Here is a 19,918-nt window from a genome sequence, read left to right on the forward strand (position 1 = left end):
TATGAACCTTAAAACTGCGCTAAGCCTTTGCACAATTTTCGTTTCGCTAAGTTCTTATCCTGCTTTTGCTGTTTCAGGTGATGCAACATCTCCTTGTACCGCAGCATGGAAACATTCAGATAATCCCGCGGTTGTATTGCCTCCGGGTACCGTTTCAGCCGACCAGAATATATGCTCGGGAAATACGCCTTCCAATATTATTCTTACCGGCAGTTCCGGGAGCATCCAGTGGCAGGTTTCCTCAGACAATAGTTCCTGGAGTAATATATCCGGCGCAACCAGCGCCACACTCACGGGTGTGCAAATGGGGACGCTTACACAAACCCGTTATTACCGTGCCGAAGTTGTGGATGGCATGACCACCGATTATTCCGCTACAGTGACCGTTTTCGTGCTGCAACCCTCGGGTACAACACCTTCCGGATCGGGAACAGTGGGTTCACCCTATTTTATTTCAAATCTGAATGAACTGATCTGGATCAGCAACAACAGTACTTCCTGGGATAAGGTATTTGAGTAAACGGCTTCTTTCAGCGCCGCGGCCACCAGTTTAGCCTGTTACAACAGTGGCAATGGTTTTCTTCCTATCGGAAATGCTGCCACACCTTTTACCGGTCATTACAACGGCAATACTTACGCGATAAATAACCTTTATATCAACCGTGTTACAGCAGATTCTGTGGGACTGTTCAAATATGTTTTTGGAGGCACCCTCAACCACATGACTTTATCTGCCGCCACCATTACCGGTCGCGACCGGGTTGGTGGTATTGTGGGCATGGCAGCGGGCGATGCAGGTACAAGAACTAATTTGATCCATTTAGAGGTATTAAATTCCACCATCGCGGCTGATCCCACGAATGCCACGGCTTCCGGCGCAGTAGGCGGCGTGGCAGGGTGCACAATTTATACCGGCCTGAATGAGTTGGTGAGTTCCGGCACCGTGGGGGGTAGACAAAGGGTTGGCGGTCTGGTAGGGTACTTGCTAACGGGATCTCAGATACGAAATTCTTATTCTTCTGCGAACGTAAGCAGCAATGTAACCACAGATACAAGATTCATTGGTGGCGCTTTTGGTGTGATTGAATCTTTTGCGGCTCCCGCAGCAGTTGCAGGAAGTTGTTATGCCACCGGAACGGTTTCTTTGTCTACGGCTACCACTTCCAACAATGGCGATATTGGTGGTTTCGCAGGATTGATCAACGGATATTACACAGTAAGCAATTGTTATGCGCTTGGTACTACAACCGGCCCGGTTGCTACCAGCAACACTGCCAGGGGAACCGGAGGGTTTGCGGGAAGAGTCACCGGTAATACCGGCTCCGTTTCCAACTGTTATTCCACAGTATCCGTGAATGGTTCAGTTGGGCAGTTCGGTGGGTTCACTGCCGTAAGTTCGGGCGTGGTCAACAATTGCTTCTGGAACACCACCACTTCTACCCGTTCCACATCTGCCGCAGGCACAGGCGCTACTACAGCGCAGTTGCAACTGATGAATACTTTCTTCCTCGCCTCCTGGGATATGGCCTGCGAAAGGTTAAACGGCAACAACGATTACTGGGGTATGAATCCCTCTGCAAATGGGGGCTATCCTTTCCTGAGCTGGCAGCCACATACAGCACAGTGTCCGGAATGGACCGGCAACAGCAGCAACACCTTCTCCACAACAACTAACTGGGTAAATAATTTTGTGCCGCTGGAAGGTATGGATGTGGTGATGAATGCCGCCGCATCGCGCAACCTTACACTCGGACAAAACTGGACTGTGGGGCATGTGCTGTTCAACGGAGCAGGACGGAATATTGAATTGGGAACGTTCGGGTTAAGTACTATCGGTACAATATCCGGAGCAGATGCTTCGAATTATATTCAGACCAACGGTACCGGTAAGTTAGGAATGAACTTGCTTAATGGCGCTTCCGTAAATTTTCCCATAGGCAACAGCGCTTACAACCCGGTACAGATCACGAACAATTCCGGTGCAACTGACTTTTTTTCTGTAACGGTTTCTGATGCGGTGCTGGGAGAAGGCAGCTCCGGCGGAACCATTCTTCAACCGCATGTGCAACGCACCTGGGATATTTCAAAACTGAACGCGAACGCAGGTGCGGGCGTGAACTTTGTTTTTAACTGGAACCCGGGTGAAATATCAGGCGTATTGGGCACACCGGCGCTCTATCATTACAATGGCACGCAGTGGGAAGAGCAAACGGGAACCACTTCGGCAGGAAGCAACAGTTTGAGCTATACCGGCTATACAGGAAGTTTTTCTCCGTTCACGGTGGCCACGGCAGGTGCAACACTGCCCGTAACAGGCTGGAAATTATCCGCCACACCGGTGGGTGATTTTATAAAGGTGCGCTGGGAAACGGCTTCTGAATACAACACGAAGGAATATGTGGTAGAACGCAGTATGAACGGAATAAACTGGAGTGCCATAGCCACGCAAAAAGCCCGCGGGTACAGTAATTCGGTTAGTAAATACGAGTTTGTTGACCAGCGGCCCAACGCAGGAATGAACTATTACCGCATCAAACAATACGACCAGGATGGAAGCTTTGCTTATTCTCCCGTAACAACGGTGGAAACTAAAAAAAGCATTCATTTTAAAGTGTTCCCCAATCCCGCTCAACATGCTGTTTTTATCCAGGGCAATTCGGTAGATGGACAAACATCGGTACAAATTTATAATGCGCAGGGGATGTTGGTGGGCACAAAACAGTTTAGTGGTAATGGATATATTCCGGTACAACACCTGGCTGCGGGCGTGTATCATTTAAAAGTGAAGCAGGGGCATAAGGAAGAGCGTATTACGATTGTGAAGCAATAAGTATTTGAGGTGATGTTCAACCCCGGCCGGTTGCTGAAAGGCGATGGTCGGGGATTTTTTATAATGGCTCATGTAAGCATCTTCCTCACCAATTCTTTTTTCAGCCTTGAAACCGGTACTTGTGTACCGTCCTCCAACAGTATTAACGCCTCTGCTCCCCTGGTCATGCTTTTAACGAATTTTCCGTTTACCAGGTGCGACTGGTGGGTTCGGATAAAACCGTAGGGCAGCAGTAGCTCCTCGTATTCATGAATAGGATTTGTGACGGTGATCTTTTCTCCGCCCAGAAGGTAAAAACTGGTATAGCTGTTGTTGCTTTCACAACGGACGATATCCCTGGTGTAAACAAAGCGTGTTTCTTTGAGCGACGGTAGCGCGAGCCGGTGTTCATTGGGAGAGAAGCGGTGCTGTATGGTGTGCAGCAGGTTGTCCAACAGTAAGTTTTTACGTTTGTCGGCTATGCGTGTTTTCACTTTTGTCACGGCTGCTTGCAGGGCTTCCACTTCAATTGGTTTCAGCAGGTAATCGATAGCCGAACACTTGATGGCCTGAATCCCAAACTGGTCGAAGGCTGTAACAAAGATCAGGGCGAAATCATTGTGCGGCAGTGCGCCCAGCATATCAAAGCCGCTCTTTCCAGGCATTTGAATGTCAAGAAAAACAAGGTCAGGCGCATGTTCCAAAATTGCTTCAGCGCCTTTGTCGGCGCTGGTGGCCGTATTTATGATCTTAACTTCCGGGCAATATTGTTCCAGCAGCCTTTGCAGGTTGGTGATGTTGAGGGGTTCGTCATCAATAATAACCGCGTTCATCATTTCAAAGCCTGTTTTGAAAACGGAATATAACCATTGTACCTGTTTCTCCCGATGTTATCCGCATTTGTATTTTTTGGGACGGATGAGAACGGTTGAAGAGCTCAATGCGTGCTCTCGTGAGTTTCAATCCTTCTCCGGCTGCACTGATATTGGGGTCAAAGCCTGTACCGTTATCCGAAATGCTAATGACCAGGCCTTTTTGTTCCTGTTGTATGCTGATGGATAAACGTCCCTTATCGCCCAGGATTGAAACACCGTGTTTTATGGCATTTTCAACAGCCGGCTGTATCAGCAGTGGTGGAATGGCGATGTCTTCATGCGCGACCTCCAGGTTGATGGTTGATTCATATTGAAATTCATGCCGAAGCTTTTCCAGTTGAATGTAATGGTCAAGTGTTTTTATTTCCGTGGCCAGCGGGATCATTTCTTCAGTTCCCATCCGGATGGTGCCCCGCAACAAACCCGAGAATCCTGTGAGGTAATGGTTGGCCTTTTCAATTTGCCGGTCATTGATGAGTCCTTGTATGGAACCCAGTGCATTGAAAAGGAAATGCGGGTTCAACTGGGCGTAAAGCAGTTTACTTTCAAGTTGATAATGTTTTATTTTCCTTTTTGCCCGCAGGTACCGGAGCCTGAACAATACCAGTAGGGCGGTTGCAGCAAACAGCAACAACAACAGGCTTCGGAACCACCATGTGCCGTACCATGGGGGCTTAACACTGAAATAATATTGTGAGATGCTGGAGTCATTTCCTGGGAACCGCACAGATAAGGTATAGTTTGAACCCGCTTCCATTGGACCAAGAGCTATGATCTCCTTGCTTTTTCGCCAGGTTTTCTCCTTATTGATTTTATATTCGAATGGCCATAAGCCCGCGTCTGAACGTTTCCTGAAGTATAAAGTCAGCTTTGTATCTGCTGGAACTGTATGCACGCCTTTCATTCCGCTGCCAGGCCAGCCAAAATAAGCGGTTTCTGAATATAGGTGGTGGATGTTTTCCAGTTGTTGCCGCAGTGTGAGCAGGTTGTCGCCATTCATGCTGTCTGTTTTGTAGGCCATCAGAAATGGCTGGGTGTCCCATGGCAGCTTCGTTAACCTGGTTTTTAAAAATGGCTTACTGTTTTTCTCGCGAAACTCCAGTTCAATCTGCTGCCCGTCTTTTAAAAGAGGGGTGGGCAGGCGGAAACTTTTCCCTTTTTTTGAAGAATCTTGCACGGAGAAAGTTTCCGGATCAGCAAAAGATGGTAATCGGCTTACAGGAGTCCAATCCTGGTAAACTTTTCCATTGAACAGTACCCGTACACTTATGGCATCAGGGCTGAATATTTTTTTCCCTGATAAAGCGGAATCTACGAAAACAGAACCCGCGAATGTTCTTGCTACTGTACTGTCGGTAAAGAGCAGGCTTACGGCTGTCTGTTCATCATACACTTCCATTTTTTCTGAAATAGCAGGGTAGCTGATATTTTTCGGGCTATAAAGTTTACCGGGAACAGTAATAAATGCATTGGTTATGGTGAGGTGAACATTGGCTACTCTGAAGTGGATGGATTGTTTTTTTGCCGTATAAACCTGCGCTTCAGCCGCATGGCAAAACATATTTATAAGCAGCAGGAAACAGAAGATTCTTTTCATATTTACTTTACATATTTGGAAAGATCTTTACCAAGATCAGGATTAATTGCCAGTATATTTCCGTCAGGCCCTATCAGCATGGTAGCGGGTATGGCTGAGATGTTGTAAGACTTAGAGATGTTCCCGCTCCAGTATTTCAGTTCAGAAACGTGGTGCCAGTTTAACTGGTACTTTTTAATGGCGGTTATCCATTTTTCTTTATCCTGGTCAAGGGAGATGCCCAGGATGTCAAGTTTGGCGCCGTATTCTTTATGGATACGTTTCAGTTCCGGTATTTTTTCCAGGCATGGCCCGCACCAGGAGGCCCAGAAATCGAGCAGTACATATTTACCCCGGAACTGTTCGAGGCTGGTGCTCTTTCCTTCCGGGGAAGGGGCGCTGAACAAAGGCGCAGGATTGCCTGGCTTAATCTGCTGGAGGGTCGCAAGTTTGTGTTCAAATTCTTTAGCCTCGGGCAACGCTTTTAGTGCAGGAGATAGATTTTCATAAAGCGATTGAAGTTGCGCAGGCTGTTGTTGCATGCTGTGAAAAAGTGAATAGCTGAGCCAGTAAAGTGACAGGTAAACATCAGGGTTAGTATTTACAAATTCTATTTCGGCCTGCCGCTTTAATTGTTGAAAGTTGTGGAGCGTTTTTTCCTGTTCAGCAATAAGTGATGTATCGGCGCCTGCATTCCGAAGACTGTCAATGCTGTTCATCAAAGGATACATCTTTATAAACGGATCTGATGTGGCAGCCCGCCATTGTATGTATTGTGCGGTAACCGGATTGTTTGTAGTTTCGAAACGGTATGGCTTTCCTGGCGTTACCTTAAGTTGTATGTGTTTGTTTTCAAGAAAAATCTGACCAAAAAACATCGGGATTTCCTTTATATAAACGGATGTTAACAGCGCCGGTGTTGTTAATGATCCGGTATATTCAAAAATACCGTTCACGATTTTCACGGAATCACGGACAGGCTTATTCGAACCCGAATAATCAATGCCATAAAAGTGAATGAATTTCCCGTTAAGGGAATCATGTACAGATCCGGTAAGGCGAAAGCCTTCCTGGGCGTTTACAGTAAAGTGAATTAAAATTGACAGGATAGGTATAAGGTATTTAGCCATTTTTTTTGAGCAAATATGATAGATTGGATTTACATAAGAGGCAGTGTTCTTGAGGATGGAAGGATTCAGGTTGAATTTGACATTGACACCTTAACAAATAAGCGCTGGAAACCAGGATATTTTTCCTTACATTTATGGGAATGAACAAGGCGTTTTTCCATACAAGCACTTTCCCTCAGCCTGTATCCGGTTATTCCCGGATTTTGGAAGGCCGCCCCTCGTCCTTTCAGGAGTTCATGCCTTTTTGTAACAATCTATTCTATTTTTCCAGCCTGAAAGCCTTTCGCAACGTACCTCGTGGCTAGCCTTCTGTTTTAGGCGTGTCTTTCTTCTCCCGCATCCCGGGAAGCGTATCATAGTATTCTATTTATTCATTAAAGCATTTGCATATGGCACAGTTACAAACAGTGTCGGTGAATGGTATGGTTATCACGTTGCTGACAATTCTTAATGTTGTGCTCATCAGGGCATGGTATGTGACGGACTCTTCTGTAAAATGGGCGCTCTTTATTACAATACCAATGCTGGTATTTGCATTTATTGCACGATCGGTAAAAAGAAAGCCCTTCGCAAGAAAGGCTTCCCGGATAATTACAAATAACCCGGGAATTGCTTAGCCTCCGTACTCATTTTTCAATTTTATTCTTTCAATCTAAATCATATCTATATGTTTTCGGAAGACGAAAAGCTGCTACTGAGTAAAGAAGATTATCAGCTTTTAACAGCCTACCTGAACGGTGCTAAGGGCAAAACAGCCTTCGATTATAAAAATGCGGTAACGCTGAAGGCAGAACTTAAGAAAGCCTGCCTGGTAGAGAAGTCTGTACTACCGCACGATGTAATTCGCATCAACTCCAGGGTGGAAGTTAAAACCGAAGAAACAAACCAGGTGATGCAATTTGTACTGGTTACGCCTGAGAAAGCGAACATCAAAGGAGGAAAGGTATCTGTAATGTCTCCGATAGGAACCGCGCTTATAGGCTACAAAAAAGGACAGCAGGTGAGCTGGCAGGTTCCTTCGGGCAAAAAAACATATACTATTCTGGATGTGGTAAACGGGGAATGATAGCGGTGCGGCGCTTTAAAAGCGTTTCCAGTGATTTACCGGATCGTTACCCAATTGGAAGGGGATGAAACAAAAAAGGGGAGTGGCGCACCATTCCCCTTATCGTGGAGCTGCAGGGATTCGAACCCTGGTCCAAACATATTCTCCAAAAGCTTTCTACATGCTTATTCCGGCATTATTTGTCGGGAAGAAACAGGAACCGGACGAACCAATCTCCTCCTTAGCTGGATGGTCTTAAGCAACCGGCACAGCCTTCGGTTGCAGCAATCTGTGTTTGTTTTTGAGTCGGCGGCGGAGCTTGGTAACAGACAAACCTGCTCAACGCGGCCCTAATGGATGCTTAATCTCTGATTAGGCAGCCATGGCATACTGTGTATTGCCATTTATTGTTTGAATATTCAGATTTACGTGCTAATTATCCAACGCACGACATGCTTACACTCTCAAAGATCTATGCTGTCAAAACCAGTCAGCCCCGGTTTTTATTGCGAAAGCAAAGGTAGGAAATTATGTGTTAAAATGCTGTTGATATTATATGGGCTAATGGGGCAAAGCCGCTTTGACCAGCGTATTTACCAGTACATCCCAGGTAAAACGTTTTTTTTCCGCTTCTATTCCCCGTAAAAACAACTCGGTTGGAATGGTGAAAAAACGTGCTATACCTTCAGCTATCGCTTCTGCATCAGGGGCGGTAACGATGCCTGTTTTGCCATCCGGCACCAGTTCCGGCAAGCCGCCAACATTGGTGACCAGCATGGGTTTGTTAAAATGGTAGGCGAGGGGAGTTACCCCGCTTTGGGTGGCATGTCGGTAAGGCTGTACCAGGAAATCGGCGGCGCAGATATAATACCGTACTTCATCGTCGGGAATGAACGAAGTGCGGAGGATAAGCTGGTCGCGGATGCCGAGTTCGTCAATCAGCAACTGGTATTCCTGCTCATCCCCGTAAAATTCACCCGCAATAACGAGTTTGTAGGTTTTCCCTTTCTCCTTTAATATTTTCAGGGCGCGCAGCAAAAGGTCGAGGCCTTTGTATTTACGGATGAAACCAAAGAAAAGCAGGAGCGGTTCATTTTGCGGAAGACCAATACGGGCGCGTGCTTCCTCCTTCGGAACTGCTTCGCCGAAATCATCATACAATGGATGTTCTCCCAACAAAGCAGGTTTGTTTGCGGCGAAAAGTTTAAGGTCATGCAGCACCTGTTTGCTCATCGTCACAAATGCGTGGCAGGGCTTTACGAAATACTTTGTAAACAGGGCATCGCCCGCCCTTTTTTCGTGCGGAACAATATTATCGGCCAGGCATACGATCCTGGAATGCTTGTTCTTTCTGATCCTCCGGAGTATAGTGCCCAGCGAGGGGCCCATGAACGGCAGCCAGTAACGCACCACCACAAGGTCCGGTTTTTCTCTCCTGATCGTGTTGCCGGTTCGGAACCATGTTAATGGGTGAATGGAATTGATGACGGAATGAATAGCGAATCCTTCCGGCGCAGGCGCATCGGTGAACTGTGTTTTTCCGGGGAACAGGAAAGAGGGGTATTGAAGCGAGAAAGAATAAATCTTCACTTCGTAGCCTTCGTCCAGGAAAGCCTTCGCGAGCCGGTCGTTAAAATGCGCGATGCCGCCGCGAAGCGGGTGCGCCGGGCCTATGATGCATACTGTTCGGATGTTTCCGGCCATAACGGGGCTACTTATGCGCTATAATTTAAGTTTCTTTTCCACGAGGTACGAATTCCGTTCGGGTGAATTGCGTGCGATGAGTTCCGCGAGGAAACCCGTCACAAACAACTGTGTACCGATGATCATGGAGGCGATCGCAAGGAAGAACGCGGGCCGGTTAGTTAAGGAGAAATCCGTTACCACGAATTTGCATACGATCAGGTACAAACTCATCAGGAAGCCGATCAGCACGAACAGGGTACCCAGCGATCCGAAAAAATGCATCGGGCGCTTTCCGAACCTGCCCACGAACATAATAGAGGCGAGGTCGAGGAACCCGTTGATGAACCTTTCCCAACCAAATTTGGTGGTGCCGTACTTACGGGCGCGGTGCTCCACTACCTTTTCCCCGATCTTCCTGAAGCCCGCCCATTTCGCGATCACCGGAATGTAGCGGTGCATTTCTCCGTATACTTCAATGCTTTTTACGACCTTCTTTTTATAAGCTTTCAGGCCACAGTTGAAGTCGTTCAGTTTGATGCCGGAAGCCTTTCGGGTAGCGGCATTGAACAGTTTGGTGGGGATGGTTTTGGTGATGGGATCGAACCTTTTCTTTTTCCAGCCGCTCACCAGGTCGAAACCATCTTCCAGGATCATGCGCCGGAGTTCGGGGATTTCGTCGGGACTGTCCTGTAAATCGGCGTCCATGGTAATCACTACCTGTCCGGAAGCTGCTTTAAAGCCTTCATTCAGCGCGGCGGATTTCCCGTAGTTTCTTTGGAAACGAATACCTTTTATGAATGGGTTCTCTCCGGAAAGTTGTTCAATCACCTGCCAGGAATCATCTTTACTGCCATCGTCCACAAGAATGACCTCGTAACTATATGCATTCGCTATACATACACGATCGATCCACGCGCAGAGTTCCGGCAACGATTCTTCTTCATTAAACAGCGGTACAACAACGGAGAGGTCCATTCGAAGGATTGGATGAAAGGTGAATTATTGGAAAGGCGTGGGTTTGGGATTCTTTTTCGCGAATGCCGCACCCAGCAATGAACCGATTACACCAATCAGCAGGTTAGAGAAAATTCCTCCGCCGATGGCGGAAACCATAAAATATTTATCAACGTTGCCCATAATCATATCCCGCTGTTCTTCATTGATAGATGGATTCTTATCGAATTCCGCGCTCATATTATCGAGCAATCCCTGTTTGTAGTCAGGAAAAATATAGAGGAAAACAGCAACGAAGGCTACCGTGATCAAGGTGGCGATGGCCGCGGATTTAAATCCATATCCGAAAAGACTTCCGAATGTTTCATTTCCGCCGGTTGCCTTGCTTTTGTTGATCACAAATATGATGTAAAGTGCAATGGTTAAAATGGCCGGCAACCAACTGATAATGCCTTTTTTATAGGAAAGCCCCATAAAATAATAAACGATGAACAGCAGGATGCCGATACCTGCGATGAGCAGCCCAGCGGAGATGTGTGAAACCGGTTTCTTTTCCATGTGTATTGGTTTGATGGTTAATTAGGAATTCAAATATACTTGGTTACCATTGATAATCCCAAACACTTTACCTTCAAGGGGAACATTGGTGAAAGGCGTGTTTTTCGACAGCGAGGCGATCTCGTGTTCTTCCAGTGTCCATGGCTGTTTGGCGAACAGCGTGAAGCGAGCCGGGGCACCTTCTTCCACCACGATAGGTTGAAAACCGAAAATTCCCCTTGGATTAATTGAGAACAGTCTTGCCACCTGGTCCGCGGGCAGATCGGGCAATACCGTTTGCACCACGGCATAAGCGGTTTGAAGTCCGAGCATACCGGGCTGGGCATATTCAAATTCCAGTACTTTATGGTCCTCATCCTGTGGCAGGTGGTGAGATGCGATGCAGTCTACCAGCCCGTTTCTCACGGCTTCGCGCAAGGCGTCGCGGTCGGCGGCGGTGCGGAGGGGAGGATTCACTTTAAGGTTCGAATCATACTCTACCATGTCCTCGTCACAGAAATACAGGTGGTAAGGGGTAACCGAGCAGGTTACGGGCAGGCCGGCGCTTTTCGCCCGTTGAATGTATTCCAGGGATTTTGCGGAGGTAACAGCAGTAAAATGCAGTTTGGAACCGGTATAGCGGGCGAGTTTAATGTCACGGGCCACCATCAGTTCTTCGGCGATAATGGGTTTCCCGGGCAATCCCAGCCGGGTGGAGACGATGCCCTCGTTCATAAGACCATTGGCCCCAACGCTGGTATCATCAGGAACCTGGATCACCACGCCGTCAAAAGCTTTTACGTATTGCAGCGCTTTGAGCATGATGCCTGCCTGCTGTACGGGCTTTACGCCATCTGAAAAAGCGACGGCTCCACTGTTGTGCATATCGTACATTTCGGCAAGGTCTTTGCCTTCCGCGTTTTTGGAGATGGCGCCGATGGGGTGCAGCCTTACGGGCAACTGCGCGCTCTTGCGCACGAGGTATTCCACCGCTGTTTTATTGTGGACCACGGGATTGGTATTCGGGATCACCATCACATCGGTGTACCCGCCTTTTGCCGCGGCTTCGGCACCTGTTTCCAGGGTCTCTTTATATTCCAGTCCCGGATCGTTGAAATGCGAAAACACATCGAGCCATCCCGGACTCAGTACCAGTCCTTCGGCTTCGATCACCTGCGCGTCTCCGGCGGAAATACCGGTGCCGATGGCGGATACTTTTCCGTTTTCAATAAGAATATCTGATGTGCTGTTGTAAAAGGGCGATTGCGGATCCGCAATGAGCGCCTGCCTTATTAAAACCTTCATGATGAAATAATTGCGTAAAGATACATTTGTTAAATTGATTTTTGGAAATTGAAATTAGTTCTTACATTTGCAACCCGTTTGGGAATAATTTCTATTCGGAAACCCCGTAAAAACGGGACGTAGCGCAGCCCGGTAGCGCGCTTGCATGGGGTGCAAGAGGTCGCTGGTTCGAATCCAGTCGTCCCGACAGAATTTAGATCAAAGGATTACAAAAGGCTCGTGAAATGTAAGTTTCACGGGCCTTTTGGCTTTTCAGGAGGTCAATTGATATCAAAAGATTGCAATGTTTTTGATGCACATAGGTTTGAATATGAATACAGAAACAAAGAAGGCCAATGGTTTAGAGCCTATGGTAACGAAAATTGGGAATTCGATGAAAATGGTTTAATGAAAAAGCGGTATGCAAGCATTAATGACCTCGAAATAAAAGAGGCTGACAGGTATTTATGAACTTGGATAGATACATCCTTTGCCTTTACACCGTAAAAAAAGGGGGATACACCCCCTGATTATGAAACAAACGTTTTTAGTGCTAATACCTTTATCTATAAAGGTATAGCGGCAACTACATGTTTAGGCAATTCCTCCAGGTGTCGTCACCATCTCCGTAAACGAATGGGAAACGCAGAACAGTGTTTCAACCCGCTTTCCTGTTAGAGCGGCCCATACAACCATATTTTTGCTGATCCTGATTTGATTGTTTTAGTTATATTAGAAGATAGAATCCAAAGCCCGGCAAAATATTAAGTGTCCGCTGCTTGTTCCATAAGTATACCCATGAAATCTACCGATAAATAATCACTAACGATCAATACCAATGCCTAAATTCCTGATCCTTATTTTCGCGATCGCGGTTGTTTCTGTAAAAGCGCAGCCTGTAAAAGATCACGGTCATCTGAAAGTGACTGGTACACAATTGACCGATGCCAGCAACAAACCTGTGGTATTACGCGGCATGAGCTTTGGCTGGCACAACTGGTGGCCCAAGTTCTACAACAAAGAGTGCGTTGCGTGGCTGGCTAAAGATTGGCGCTGCAACGTGGTACGGGCCGCGATGGGAATTGAACCGGAAGGCGCGTATATCGATGATCCAAAAGGTTCCACCAGGAAAATCGAAGCTGTGATTGAAGGCGCAATCGATGCTGGTATTTATGTGATCGTTGACTGGCACAGTCATAACATTAACCAGAAAGAAGCTGAAAAATTCTTTACGCATATCGCCACCAAATATGGAAAGCACCCCAACATCATTTATGAGATTTTCAATGAGCCCGATGAGGAATCCTGGAGCGAAGTGAAAGCCTATTCCGAAGCGCTGATCGCCACCATACGCGCGATTGATCCGGACAATATAATATTAGTAGGCAGCCCGCATTGGGACCAGGATATACACCTGGTAGCCGAAGATCCGATTAAGCATGCCACCAACATCATGTACACGGTTCATTATTACGCCGCCACACACAAACAGTTCCTGCGCGACCGTACGGCTGCCGCGTACCAGAAAGGAATTCCTATTTTCATCTCCGAATCCGCGGGAATGGAAGCAACCGGAGATGGCCCATTAAACCACGAAGAATGGAAACGGTGGATTGATTGGGCAGAAGAAAGAAAAATCAGTTGGGTAACCTGGTCGGTTGCCGACAAGGACGAAACCTGTTCGGTATTGAAGAAAAGCGCGGCATCTACCGGAGGATGGAAGGAGGAAGATTTGAAGGAGTCGGGTGTAAGGGCGAGAGGGTATTTACGGGAATACAATAGGAATCCTTAAGATCGTGCAAATGATCACGCACCGTTTGCACTTCGTTCCTGGCATTTGAAGCCGGGCTACGGCCAAAATTGGTGACGGTAAACCATACGATCCGGTATTCCCGGAACAGATCAGCATACGCAAGATTCAGTGTTACAAGGCATTTGGTAAGAAATCGGTTTGTGTCCGCGATGTAGGCGTTTGCGTCCCGTTTACTTTTGAACACGATTCTTTTCCCGTTGCCGAGCATAAGAACTTTCATGTTTTGCTCGATGCGATTTTTCTTTATATGAATGGAATTCATGCAGTTACGTATTTCTTTTTAACCATTTTTTCCTATAATTTATATTATGTTAAATAAGAAATTGAAGAGCTTTTCATTTCTTAAACCCAATTCTACAACCTTCTTATTCAATTGTCGGATCATTTCATCCCTATTATCCCAAATAAAAAAGTCCGCCCCTTACGGAACGGACTCTTTCAATCTATCGGAATGTAATTAATGAACCTTATCTACATTGTTATATTTCTCTTCGTACACCTTCATCTTGTCTTTCATCCCTTTCTGATCGTACACAATGATCAGAATATCCAGCGCATTTTTCAGCGACTGCCTTTCTTCCATTTTAAGTTTACCTTCCTTGTCGAATTTTTCTACAATCTTCTCCAGGTAAGGAATGGATTCGTCGTACTTCTTAATGGCCTCCGCTTTCAGTTCACCTCTTTTTTTCACATCCTCAGGCTTTGTTCCTTTAAGTGCCGCGGCCTGATTCTGGATATCAACTCCCTTGTTGTACTTAACCTGTCCTAATACCAACAACGCCTGGTGGTGATCCGGTTGCAGCGTCAACGCCTTGGTAAGGTTGGTTTCCACTTTGCCGATCAGCTCTTCAGAGTTGGCCGGGCGTTTGGCGGGATCAGCATTGTAAGCGTATTCATACAATTCAAGCGCGTAATTGTAAGGGAACTCCAGCTTATCAGGAGATTCCTGGATGGCTTGTTCATATTTAGCAAACAATGCAGGCTTCTCGCCTTTTTCGCGCAGCATATCCAATTCCATGCTGGTCCACCAGGAATCTTTGGGGAAAATCTCACGGCCAAGTGAAAGATATTTCGTGGCGGAATCGATTTTTTCATTGCGCATGTAATAATCGGCCAGCCACTTGTAGCAATCCTCCATACCATCTCCGTTCACTTTGGCGTTGGCAAGGATGGTATAGTATTTAGCAGCTTCCGGTTCTTTTTTGGCGTTCTGGGCCGATACCGCTGTATAAAGAATTACGGTGGTATCAAGCGGTACGTTTGACCAGCCTTTTTTCTGCATCAGGTCGCTTACTTCGCCGGCCAGCAGAAAATCGCCATAAGATTTTTCATAATCCTTGGCATTGAAACTTGCCGCGCCGGTTTTAAAGAATCCCTGGTAGATGGACATCAGCGGTTGAAACTGGTCAAGCTGCATGCTGATGTGTTGCTTGGTATCCATATCCACGTACTTTTTCAACGCTTCGAAAGCTGTTGCACGCGCGCCCGGTACTTTGGCGGCTTCCGCTTCGTTATCCGCGATCGCGGCGTACACTTTTGCTTTGTTGTACCATACATCGGGGTTCTTGGCAAACTTCTCGGTTTCCGCGATCTTGTCGATCTCGGTTTTTGCTTCTTCGAATTTGTTCGATTTCAGCAGCGTTTTCACCTTATCAAGGTTTTGTGCGCTGGCGCTGAAACCTACGACAGCAATCATGGAAGCGAGCAAAATTTTTTTCATGTTTATAATTTTGATTTCTCTGTATGTAGTTTAGTCGTTAGATGAATTTTCTTCCTGTTCCGTTGTATCTCCGCTGTTTTCTTCTCCCGCATTCGGTTCAGCGGTTGGTGTTTCTGAACTTACTTCCGCGGCATCCGTGCTTACTTCGTCTTCAACCAGCTCCGCTTCTTCAATCTCATCGATGGCGGTAATTGCGGCGATAGCGTCGGATTCATCCAGGCGGATCAGCTTCACGCCCTGTGTGGCGCGTCCTGCTTCCCTGATGTCAGCTACCGCGGTACGGATGGTGATGCCACTCTTACAAGTGATCATCAGGTCCTGTTTTTCGGTAACATCAAGAATACCCACCAGGCTACCCGTTTTATCTGTCACGCTCATCGTTTTTACCCCTTTACCACCGCGGTTCGTGATGCGGTAAACATCTTCGCCACTTTCATCGGTGAGCGGTGTTCTTTTCCCGAATCCTTTCTCGCTCACTACCAGTATGGTACGGGTTTTATCTTCCTTAGAAACACATACCATGCCAATCACCTCATCGTTTTCATCGTCCACTTCAATACCGGAAACACCGATGGCGCCACGGCCTGTCGGACGAACTTTTTCCTCTGGGAAACGGATGGCACGTCCACTCTTCACGGCCATCATGATTTCCATGGAACCGTTGGTGAGTCTTGCTTCCAGGAGTTGGTCGCCTTCCACCACCGTGATGGCGTTCACGCCGTTCTGGCGCGGGCGGCTGAATTCTTCCAGCAAGGTCTTTTTAATTACGCCCTTTTTGGTACACAGCACGATGTAATGGCTGTTGACGAATTCTTTATCCTGTAATTTAGCGATATCGATGATGGCACGCACCTTATCATCCGGGGGCAACTGCATCAGGTTCTGGATCGCACGGCCCTTGCTGTTTTTCTCTCCTTCCGGAATCTCATATACTTTCAACCAGAAACAACGGCCCTTTTCCGTGAAGAACAGCAACGTATGGTGCGTAGAGGCCACGAACAGGTGTTCGATATAATCTTCTTCCCTGGTACGGCCGCCAATTGCGCCACGGCCGCCTCTTTTCTGCTGGCGGTATTCCGTTGCCGAAGTACGTTTGATGTAACCGAGGTGAGAAATGGTGATCACCACATCTTCTTCCGCGATGAAATCAAGAATGTTCATTTCATCCGCGAGGTAAGTGATTTCGGTTTTACGTTCATCACCGAATTTCTCTTTTACTTCTTCCAGTTCTTTTTTGATGAGATCGAAACGTAGTCCTTCGTTACCGAGCAGTTCCTCCAGTCCGGCGATGATCTTCAGCAACTGGTCGAACTCCTCGCGGATTTTATCTCTTTCCATGCCGGTAAGACGTTGCAAACGCAATTCCAGAATCGCTTTGGCCTGGATCTCATCCAGTCCCCATCCGGCATTCACGAGGTTATCGCGGGCCACATCTGGTGACGGAGAGTTCCGGATCATCGCGATCACTTCGTCCAGGTGATCCAATGCGATGAGGTAACCCTGTAAGATATGCGCTTTTTTGCGGGCCTCTTTCAGTTCGTATTCAGCCCTTCTCACTACCACTTCATGCCTGAATTCAATAAACTCAGAGATCATGTCGCGGATGTTCAGGATTTTGGGACGTCCTTTCACCAGCGCCACGTTGTTGATACCGTAAGAGGTTTGCAGCTCCGTGAACTTGTACAACTGGTTGATCACAATATTGGCTACCGCGTCGCGCTTCAGGTCGATCACGATACGGGTACCTTCTTTCTGGTTGGATTCGTTGTTGATGTGGGCGATGCCCTCAATGGTTTTATCGGTCACCAGTTGACCCACGCGGTCGCAAAGCGAATCGCGGTTTACCTGGTAAGGCACTTCAGTAATGATGATCTGCTCTCTGCCCGAGGGTTTGGTTTCCACATGCAGTTTTCCGCGCAGCACTACCCTGCCCCTTCCGGTAAGCAGCCCCTGCTTCACGCCTTCCATGCCCCAGATGATACCACCTGTCGGGAAATCGGGCGCTTTTACGTATTTGCAGAGTTCTTCCGCGGTAATTTCACGGTTATCAATATACGCCACGCAACCTTCGATTACTTCAGTGAGGTTATGGGGAAGAATGTTGGTGGCCATACCAACGGCGATACCGCTGGAACCGTTCACCAGGAGTTGGGGAATTCTGGTAGGCAGTACCGTGGGCTCCTGGAGGGAATCATCGAAATTCAGTTGAAAGTCAACGGTATCCTTTTCGATATCGTCAAGCATACTTTCACCGATCTTTTTCAGCCTTACTTCCGTATAACGCATGGCCGCGGGCTCATCGCCATCCTGGCTGCCAAAGTTGCCCTGACCGTCTACCATCGTGTAACGCATGTTCCAGTCTTGCGCCATCCTTACCATCGCATCGTACACGGAACTATCACCGTGTGGGTGGTACTTACCCAGCACTTCCCCTACGATACGGGCGGATTTCTTGTGTGGTTTGTTGGAATTCACCCCCAGTTCGTTCATCGCGAACAAAATACGGCGGTGTACAGGTTTGAACCCATCTCTTACATCGGGTAAGGCCCGGCCAACGATCACCGACATGGAATAGTCGATATAGGCCGTTTTCATCTGTTCCTCAATATTGATCTCTATGATCCGGTTATTGTCCTGGGTCTCCTGCGGCAAATTGTTTTCTTCCATAATATTTCAGGTAATCTTGTTCGTTTTAACGCTGTTCCGGCATACACCGGAGGCGGTGGCAAATCTACTTCTTCCCCCCCTGAAAACCAGCGTTTAAGGGGTGTTTTTTTAGGGTATTTTTCCACCCGTTTTACCCGTTTTTTAACAGGAGCCCGTACCGATAAATAACGATTCTTTCACAAACTGCGGCACTGCATTAGCGTTGATAATCAAAACCCTGTTTGTATGCCTACTTATCTGCTGCTCCGCGACAACCGCCAACATGGTCCTTTTTCACTGGAGGAATTGATTTCCAAAGGATTAAAGCCATACGACCTGGTTTGGGCCGAAGGCAAAAGCGCCGCCTGGCGTTACCCGGGTGAGATTCCCGAACTCAGTGCGTACGCGCCTTTGGTGGAAGAACAGCCGTTTGACAGGTTCTACAAAAAGCAGGAAGAAAAAAACGAAGGCGTCCCCAGTGCGCCAATAGTGGCGGAATCCGTTCAAAAGCAGGAGCCGGAACCGCCAAAAACCGTTCGGAGGATTTATGTGCATGTTCCGGCAGGGGCCAATCCACCGGCTGCGTTTTCCAGTGAAAGAGCAGCAAATAATGCACCCCATTCAGAGAAGACGCTTCCGTCTAAAGCAATCCAGGAAACGACAGCGCGTTTGAAGGCAGAACAGGAATCCCGCCCCATTCCTTCCGGGCACGAAAAGTTCCTTCCGGAGGCCGGAACAAAGTCATTTGAAAAGCCTGTTGATTCAAAAAGAGGAAGCGTACTGAATAACCCAGTGAACACTTCAACTACAACCACACCTCCTTCCCCTAAAAAGAGCATTAACGAGCTTTACCCCGACCGATCAGATTTATACCGGAAGGAGATTGCTTTACCGGAGGAAGAAATCGTTACACACAAATCCTCCTCTCTTCCCCCTTCTATCAAAAAATCTTCTATACAGCAGCTTTTGCAGAAACCTGCATTTGTAGCCGCAATGTTGCTTGTTGTGATTGCTGCTGCCCTTGCCGCCATTCTGCTGAATAATACGGAAAATAAACCACCTGCTGTGGTGCAACAAACACCTGTTGTTCCTGCGCCCGTTCAACAAGAAGAAGTTCCATCAGATGAAGTGGTGCAGCAACAACAAATGGTTGTTCCAACTGTAGAAGAAAAAAAAGAGCCACAACCTTCCCCTACTCCCATTGTGACCACGCAACAAAAACCGGCTCCGGATAATACTTCAGAAAACAAAGTTCAGGCTACAGCGCTTCCACCGGTCTCCGGAAGAAGCAATGGTTCAGCAACCAATAACAAAGATGACTATGCGAAAACTGAAGTGGCTATAGATAAAAAAGAAAAGAAGACCTGGAAATACGAAGAACTACCCGCCACAACCGAAAATGGTGTAAGGTCAAAGTCTGCACGGAATGAAAACACACCTGTGGCAACAACAGAAGTAACGCCACAGAAGCCCGTTGTAAAAACGGCGGCCGTCGCGCTTGGAGACGCGGCGTTTACCAAAGGTACATTGGGTGGAATGTACGACATTAAGATACCTGTGAAGAACAACAGCGGCAACAAGATTGACCTGGTGATCGTGGAAGTGCAATATATAAAGGCCAATGGCGAAGTATTGCAAACGAAGAAGCTTTCGCTCGATCACTTACTCCCAGGTGAGCAATATACACTGAAGGCGCCAGACAGCAACCGCGGTGTTAAGTTGAACTGTACCGTAAGCCTGGTCACCGCCGGCAGCGGTATCTCTATGGTGCAGCAGTAAAAATCCTTTTAATTGAATCTTAATCTTCAAAAAGCCCGTAAGGGCTTTTTTGGCATAGTGATTG

Annotated in this window: 15 protein-coding genes, 1 tRNA gene and 1 other RNA gene; 7 read left to right on the forward strand and 10 right to left on the reverse strand. The window is 47.3% G+C overall.

The annotated features are described in order from the left end of the window. Position 1: 1 nt before the first annotated feature. A complete protein-coding gene (locus M4J38_RS07795) occupies positions 2-520 on the forward strand; it encodes a hypothetical protein (RefSeq protein WP_251758986.1) in 519 nt (172 codons plus the stop codon). A gap of 201 nt (positions 521-721) precedes the next feature. Beyond that, a complete protein-coding gene (locus tag M4J38_RS07800; RefSeq protein WP_251758987.1) occupies positions 722-2,830 on the forward strand; it encodes a T9SS type A sorting domain-containing protein in 2,109 nt (702 codons plus the stop codon). 68 nt (positions 2,831-2,898) lie between these two features. Here the strand turns inward: M4J38_RS07800 and M4J38_RS07805 are convergent, their stop codons facing one another. From M4J38_RS07805 to M4J38_RS07815, 3 genes are read right to left on the reverse strand one after another with little or no spacing between them, the layout of a single operon-like run. Beyond that, positions 2,899-3,645 (reverse strand): LytTR family DNA-binding domain-containing protein, encoded by a 747-nt coding sequence (locus M4J38_RS07805; RefSeq protein ID WP_251758988.1) that lies wholly within the window; start codon positions 3,643-3,645, stop codon positions 2,899-2,901. 1 nt (position 3,646) lies between these two features. After that, a complete protein-coding gene (locus tag M4J38_RS07810) occupies positions 3,647-5,281 on the reverse strand; it encodes a sensor histidine kinase (protein WP_251758989.1) in 1,635 nt (544 codons plus the stop codon). Between the two features lie 2 nt (positions 5,282-5,283). After that, positions 5,284-6,390, reverse strand: coding sequence for a TlpA disulfide reductase family protein (locus tag M4J38_RS07815; RefSeq protein ID WP_251758990.1), 1,107 nt, complete (start codon positions 6,388-6,390; stop codon positions 5,284-5,286). Between the two features lie 667 nt (positions 6,391-7,057). Here M4J38_RS07815 and M4J38_RS07820 point away from each other — a divergent pair. After that, on the forward strand, positions 7,058-7,456 hold the full coding sequence (locus M4J38_RS07820) for a GreA/GreB family elongation factor (protein ID WP_251758991.1): 399 nt from the start codon (positions 7,058-7,060) through the stop codon (positions 7,454-7,456). 102 nt (positions 7,457-7,558) lie between these two features. Here the strand turns inward: M4J38_RS07820 and ssrA are convergent. From ssrA to M4J38_RS07845, 5 genes are all read right to left on the reverse strand, one after another. Beyond that, positions 7,559-7,933: a transfer-messenger RNA gene (gene ssrA / locus M4J38_RS07825) on the reverse strand. Positions 7,934-7,996: 63 nt separating this feature from the next. Then, a complete protein-coding gene (locus M4J38_RS07830; protein WP_251758992.1) occupies positions 7,997-9,139 on the reverse strand; it encodes a glycosyltransferase in 1,143 nt (380 codons plus the stop codon). An 18-nt stretch (positions 9,140-9,157) separates the two neighbouring features. Further along, on the reverse strand, positions 9,158-10,096 hold the full coding sequence (locus M4J38_RS07835) for a glycosyltransferase family 2 protein (protein WP_251758993.1): 939 nt from the start codon (positions 10,094-10,096) through the stop codon (positions 9,158-9,160). A 24-nt stretch (positions 10,097-10,120) separates the two neighbouring features. After that, entirely contained in the window at positions 10,121-10,633 is a 513-nt protein-coding gene (locus tag M4J38_RS07840; protein WP_251758994.1) for a DUF4199 domain-containing protein, read from the reverse strand. A gap of 21 nt (positions 10,634-10,654) precedes the next feature. Further along, positions 10,655-11,917: a dihydroorotase gene (locus M4J38_RS07845; protein WP_251758995.1), complete on the reverse strand. Its 1,263-nt coding sequence runs from the start codon at positions 11,915-11,917 to the stop codon at positions 10,655-10,657. 113 nt (positions 11,918-12,030) lie between these two features. Here M4J38_RS07845 and M4J38_RS07850 point away from each other — a divergent pair. The 3 genes from M4J38_RS07850 (at position 12,031) to M4J38_RS07860 (ending at position 13,688) form a co-directional block, all read left to right on the forward strand. After that, positions 12,031-12,104 (forward strand) — tRNA-Pro (locus M4J38_RS07850). Positions 12,105-12,136: 32 nt separating this feature from the next. Next, a complete protein-coding gene (locus M4J38_RS07855; protein ID WP_251758996.1) occupies positions 12,137-12,367 on the forward strand; it encodes a DUF1348 family protein in 231 nt (76 codons plus the stop codon). Between the two features lie 367 nt (positions 12,368-12,734). Next, positions 12,735-13,688 (forward strand): glycoside hydrolase family 5 protein, encoded by a 954-nt coding sequence (locus M4J38_RS07860; protein WP_251758997.1) that lies wholly within the window; start codon positions 12,735-12,737, stop codon positions 13,686-13,688. A 478-nt stretch (positions 13,689-14,166) separates the two neighbouring features. On the opposite strand, the gene M4J38_RS07865 is transcribed toward M4J38_RS07860, so the two are convergent. Both M4J38_RS07865 and gyrA read right to left on the reverse strand, forming a co-directional pair. Further along, positions 14,167-15,429, reverse strand: a complete 1,263-nt coding sequence (locus tag M4J38_RS07865) for a hypothetical protein (protein WP_251758998.1) — start codon at positions 15,427-15,429, stop codon at positions 14,167-14,169. Between the two features lie 30 nt (positions 15,430-15,459). Further along, positions 15,460-18,096, reverse strand: a complete 2,637-nt coding sequence (gyrA, locus tag M4J38_RS07870; protein ID WP_251758999.1) for a DNA gyrase subunit A — start codon at positions 18,094-18,096, stop codon at positions 15,460-15,462. Between the two features lie 225 nt (positions 18,097-18,321). Between gyrA and M4J38_RS07875 the strand changes: the two genes are divergently transcribed. Beyond that, positions 18,322-19,854 carry a DUF4339 domain-containing protein gene (locus M4J38_RS07875; protein WP_251759000.1) on the forward strand — a complete coding sequence of 511 codons (1,533 nt, stop codon included), beginning with the start codon at positions 18,322-18,324 and terminating at the stop codon, positions 19,852-19,854. Positions 19,855-19,918: the final 64 nt, after the last annotated feature.

Source organism: Parasegetibacter sp. NRK P23, from assembly GCF_023721715.1.
Classification (GTDB): domain Bacteria; phylum Bacteroidota; class Bacteroidia; order Chitinophagales; family Chitinophagaceae; genus Parasegetibacter.

Bases quoted from the DNA above. Each gene is read 5' to 3' on its own strand.
- M4J38_RS07875 (WP_251759000.1), top strand. From the start codon at position 18,322: ATGCCTACTTATCTGCTGCTCCGCGACAACCGCCAACATGGTCCTTTT.
- M4J38_RS07805 (WP_251758988.1), bottom strand. From the start codon at position 3,645: ATGATGAACGCGGTTATTATTGATGACGAACCCCTCAACATCACCAAC.
- M4J38_RS07820 (WP_251758991.1), top strand. From the start codon at position 7,058: ATGTTTTCGGAAGACGAAAAGCTGCTACTGAGTAAAGAAGATTATCAG.
- gyrA (WP_251758999.1), bottom strand. From the start codon at position 18,096: ATGGAAGAAAACAATTTGCCGCAGGAGACCCAGGACAATAACCGGATC.
- M4J38_RS07845 (WP_251758995.1), bottom strand. From the start codon at position 11,917: ATGAAGGTTTTAATAAGGCAGGCGCTCATTGCGGATCCGCAATCGCCC.
- M4J38_RS07795 (WP_251758986.1), top strand. From the start codon at position 2: ATGAACCTTAAAACTGCGCTAAGCCTTTGCACAATTTTCGTTTCGCTA.
- M4J38_RS07800 (WP_251758987.1), top strand. From the start codon at position 722: ATGACTTTATCTGCCGCCACCATTACCGGTCGCGACCGGGTTGGTGGT.
- M4J38_RS07835 (WP_251758993.1), bottom strand. From the start codon at position 10,096: ATGGACCTCTCCGTTGTTGTACCGCTGTTTAATGAAGAAGAATCGTTG.
- M4J38_RS07860 (WP_251758997.1), top strand. From the start codon at position 12,735: ATGCCTAAATTCCTGATCCTTATTTTCGCGATCGCGGTTGTTTCTGTA.
- M4J38_RS07830 (WP_251758992.1), bottom strand. From the start codon at position 9,139: ATGGCCGGAAACATCCGAACAGTATGCATCATAGGCCCGGCGCACCCG.
- M4J38_RS07815 (WP_251758990.1), bottom strand. From the start codon at position 6,390: ATGGCTAAATACCTTATACCTATCCTGTCAATTTTAATTCACTTTACT.
- M4J38_RS07810 (WP_251758989.1), bottom strand. From the start codon at position 5,281: ATGAAAAGAATCTTCTGTTTCCTGCTGCTTATAAATATGTTTTGCCAT.
- M4J38_RS07865 (WP_251758998.1), bottom strand. From the start codon at position 15,429: ATGAAAAAAATTTTGCTCGCTTCCATGATTGCTGTCGTAGGTTTCAGC.
- M4J38_RS07840 (WP_251758994.1), bottom strand. From the start codon at position 10,633: ATGGAAAAGAAACCGGTTTCACACATCTCCGCTGGGCTGCTCATCGCA.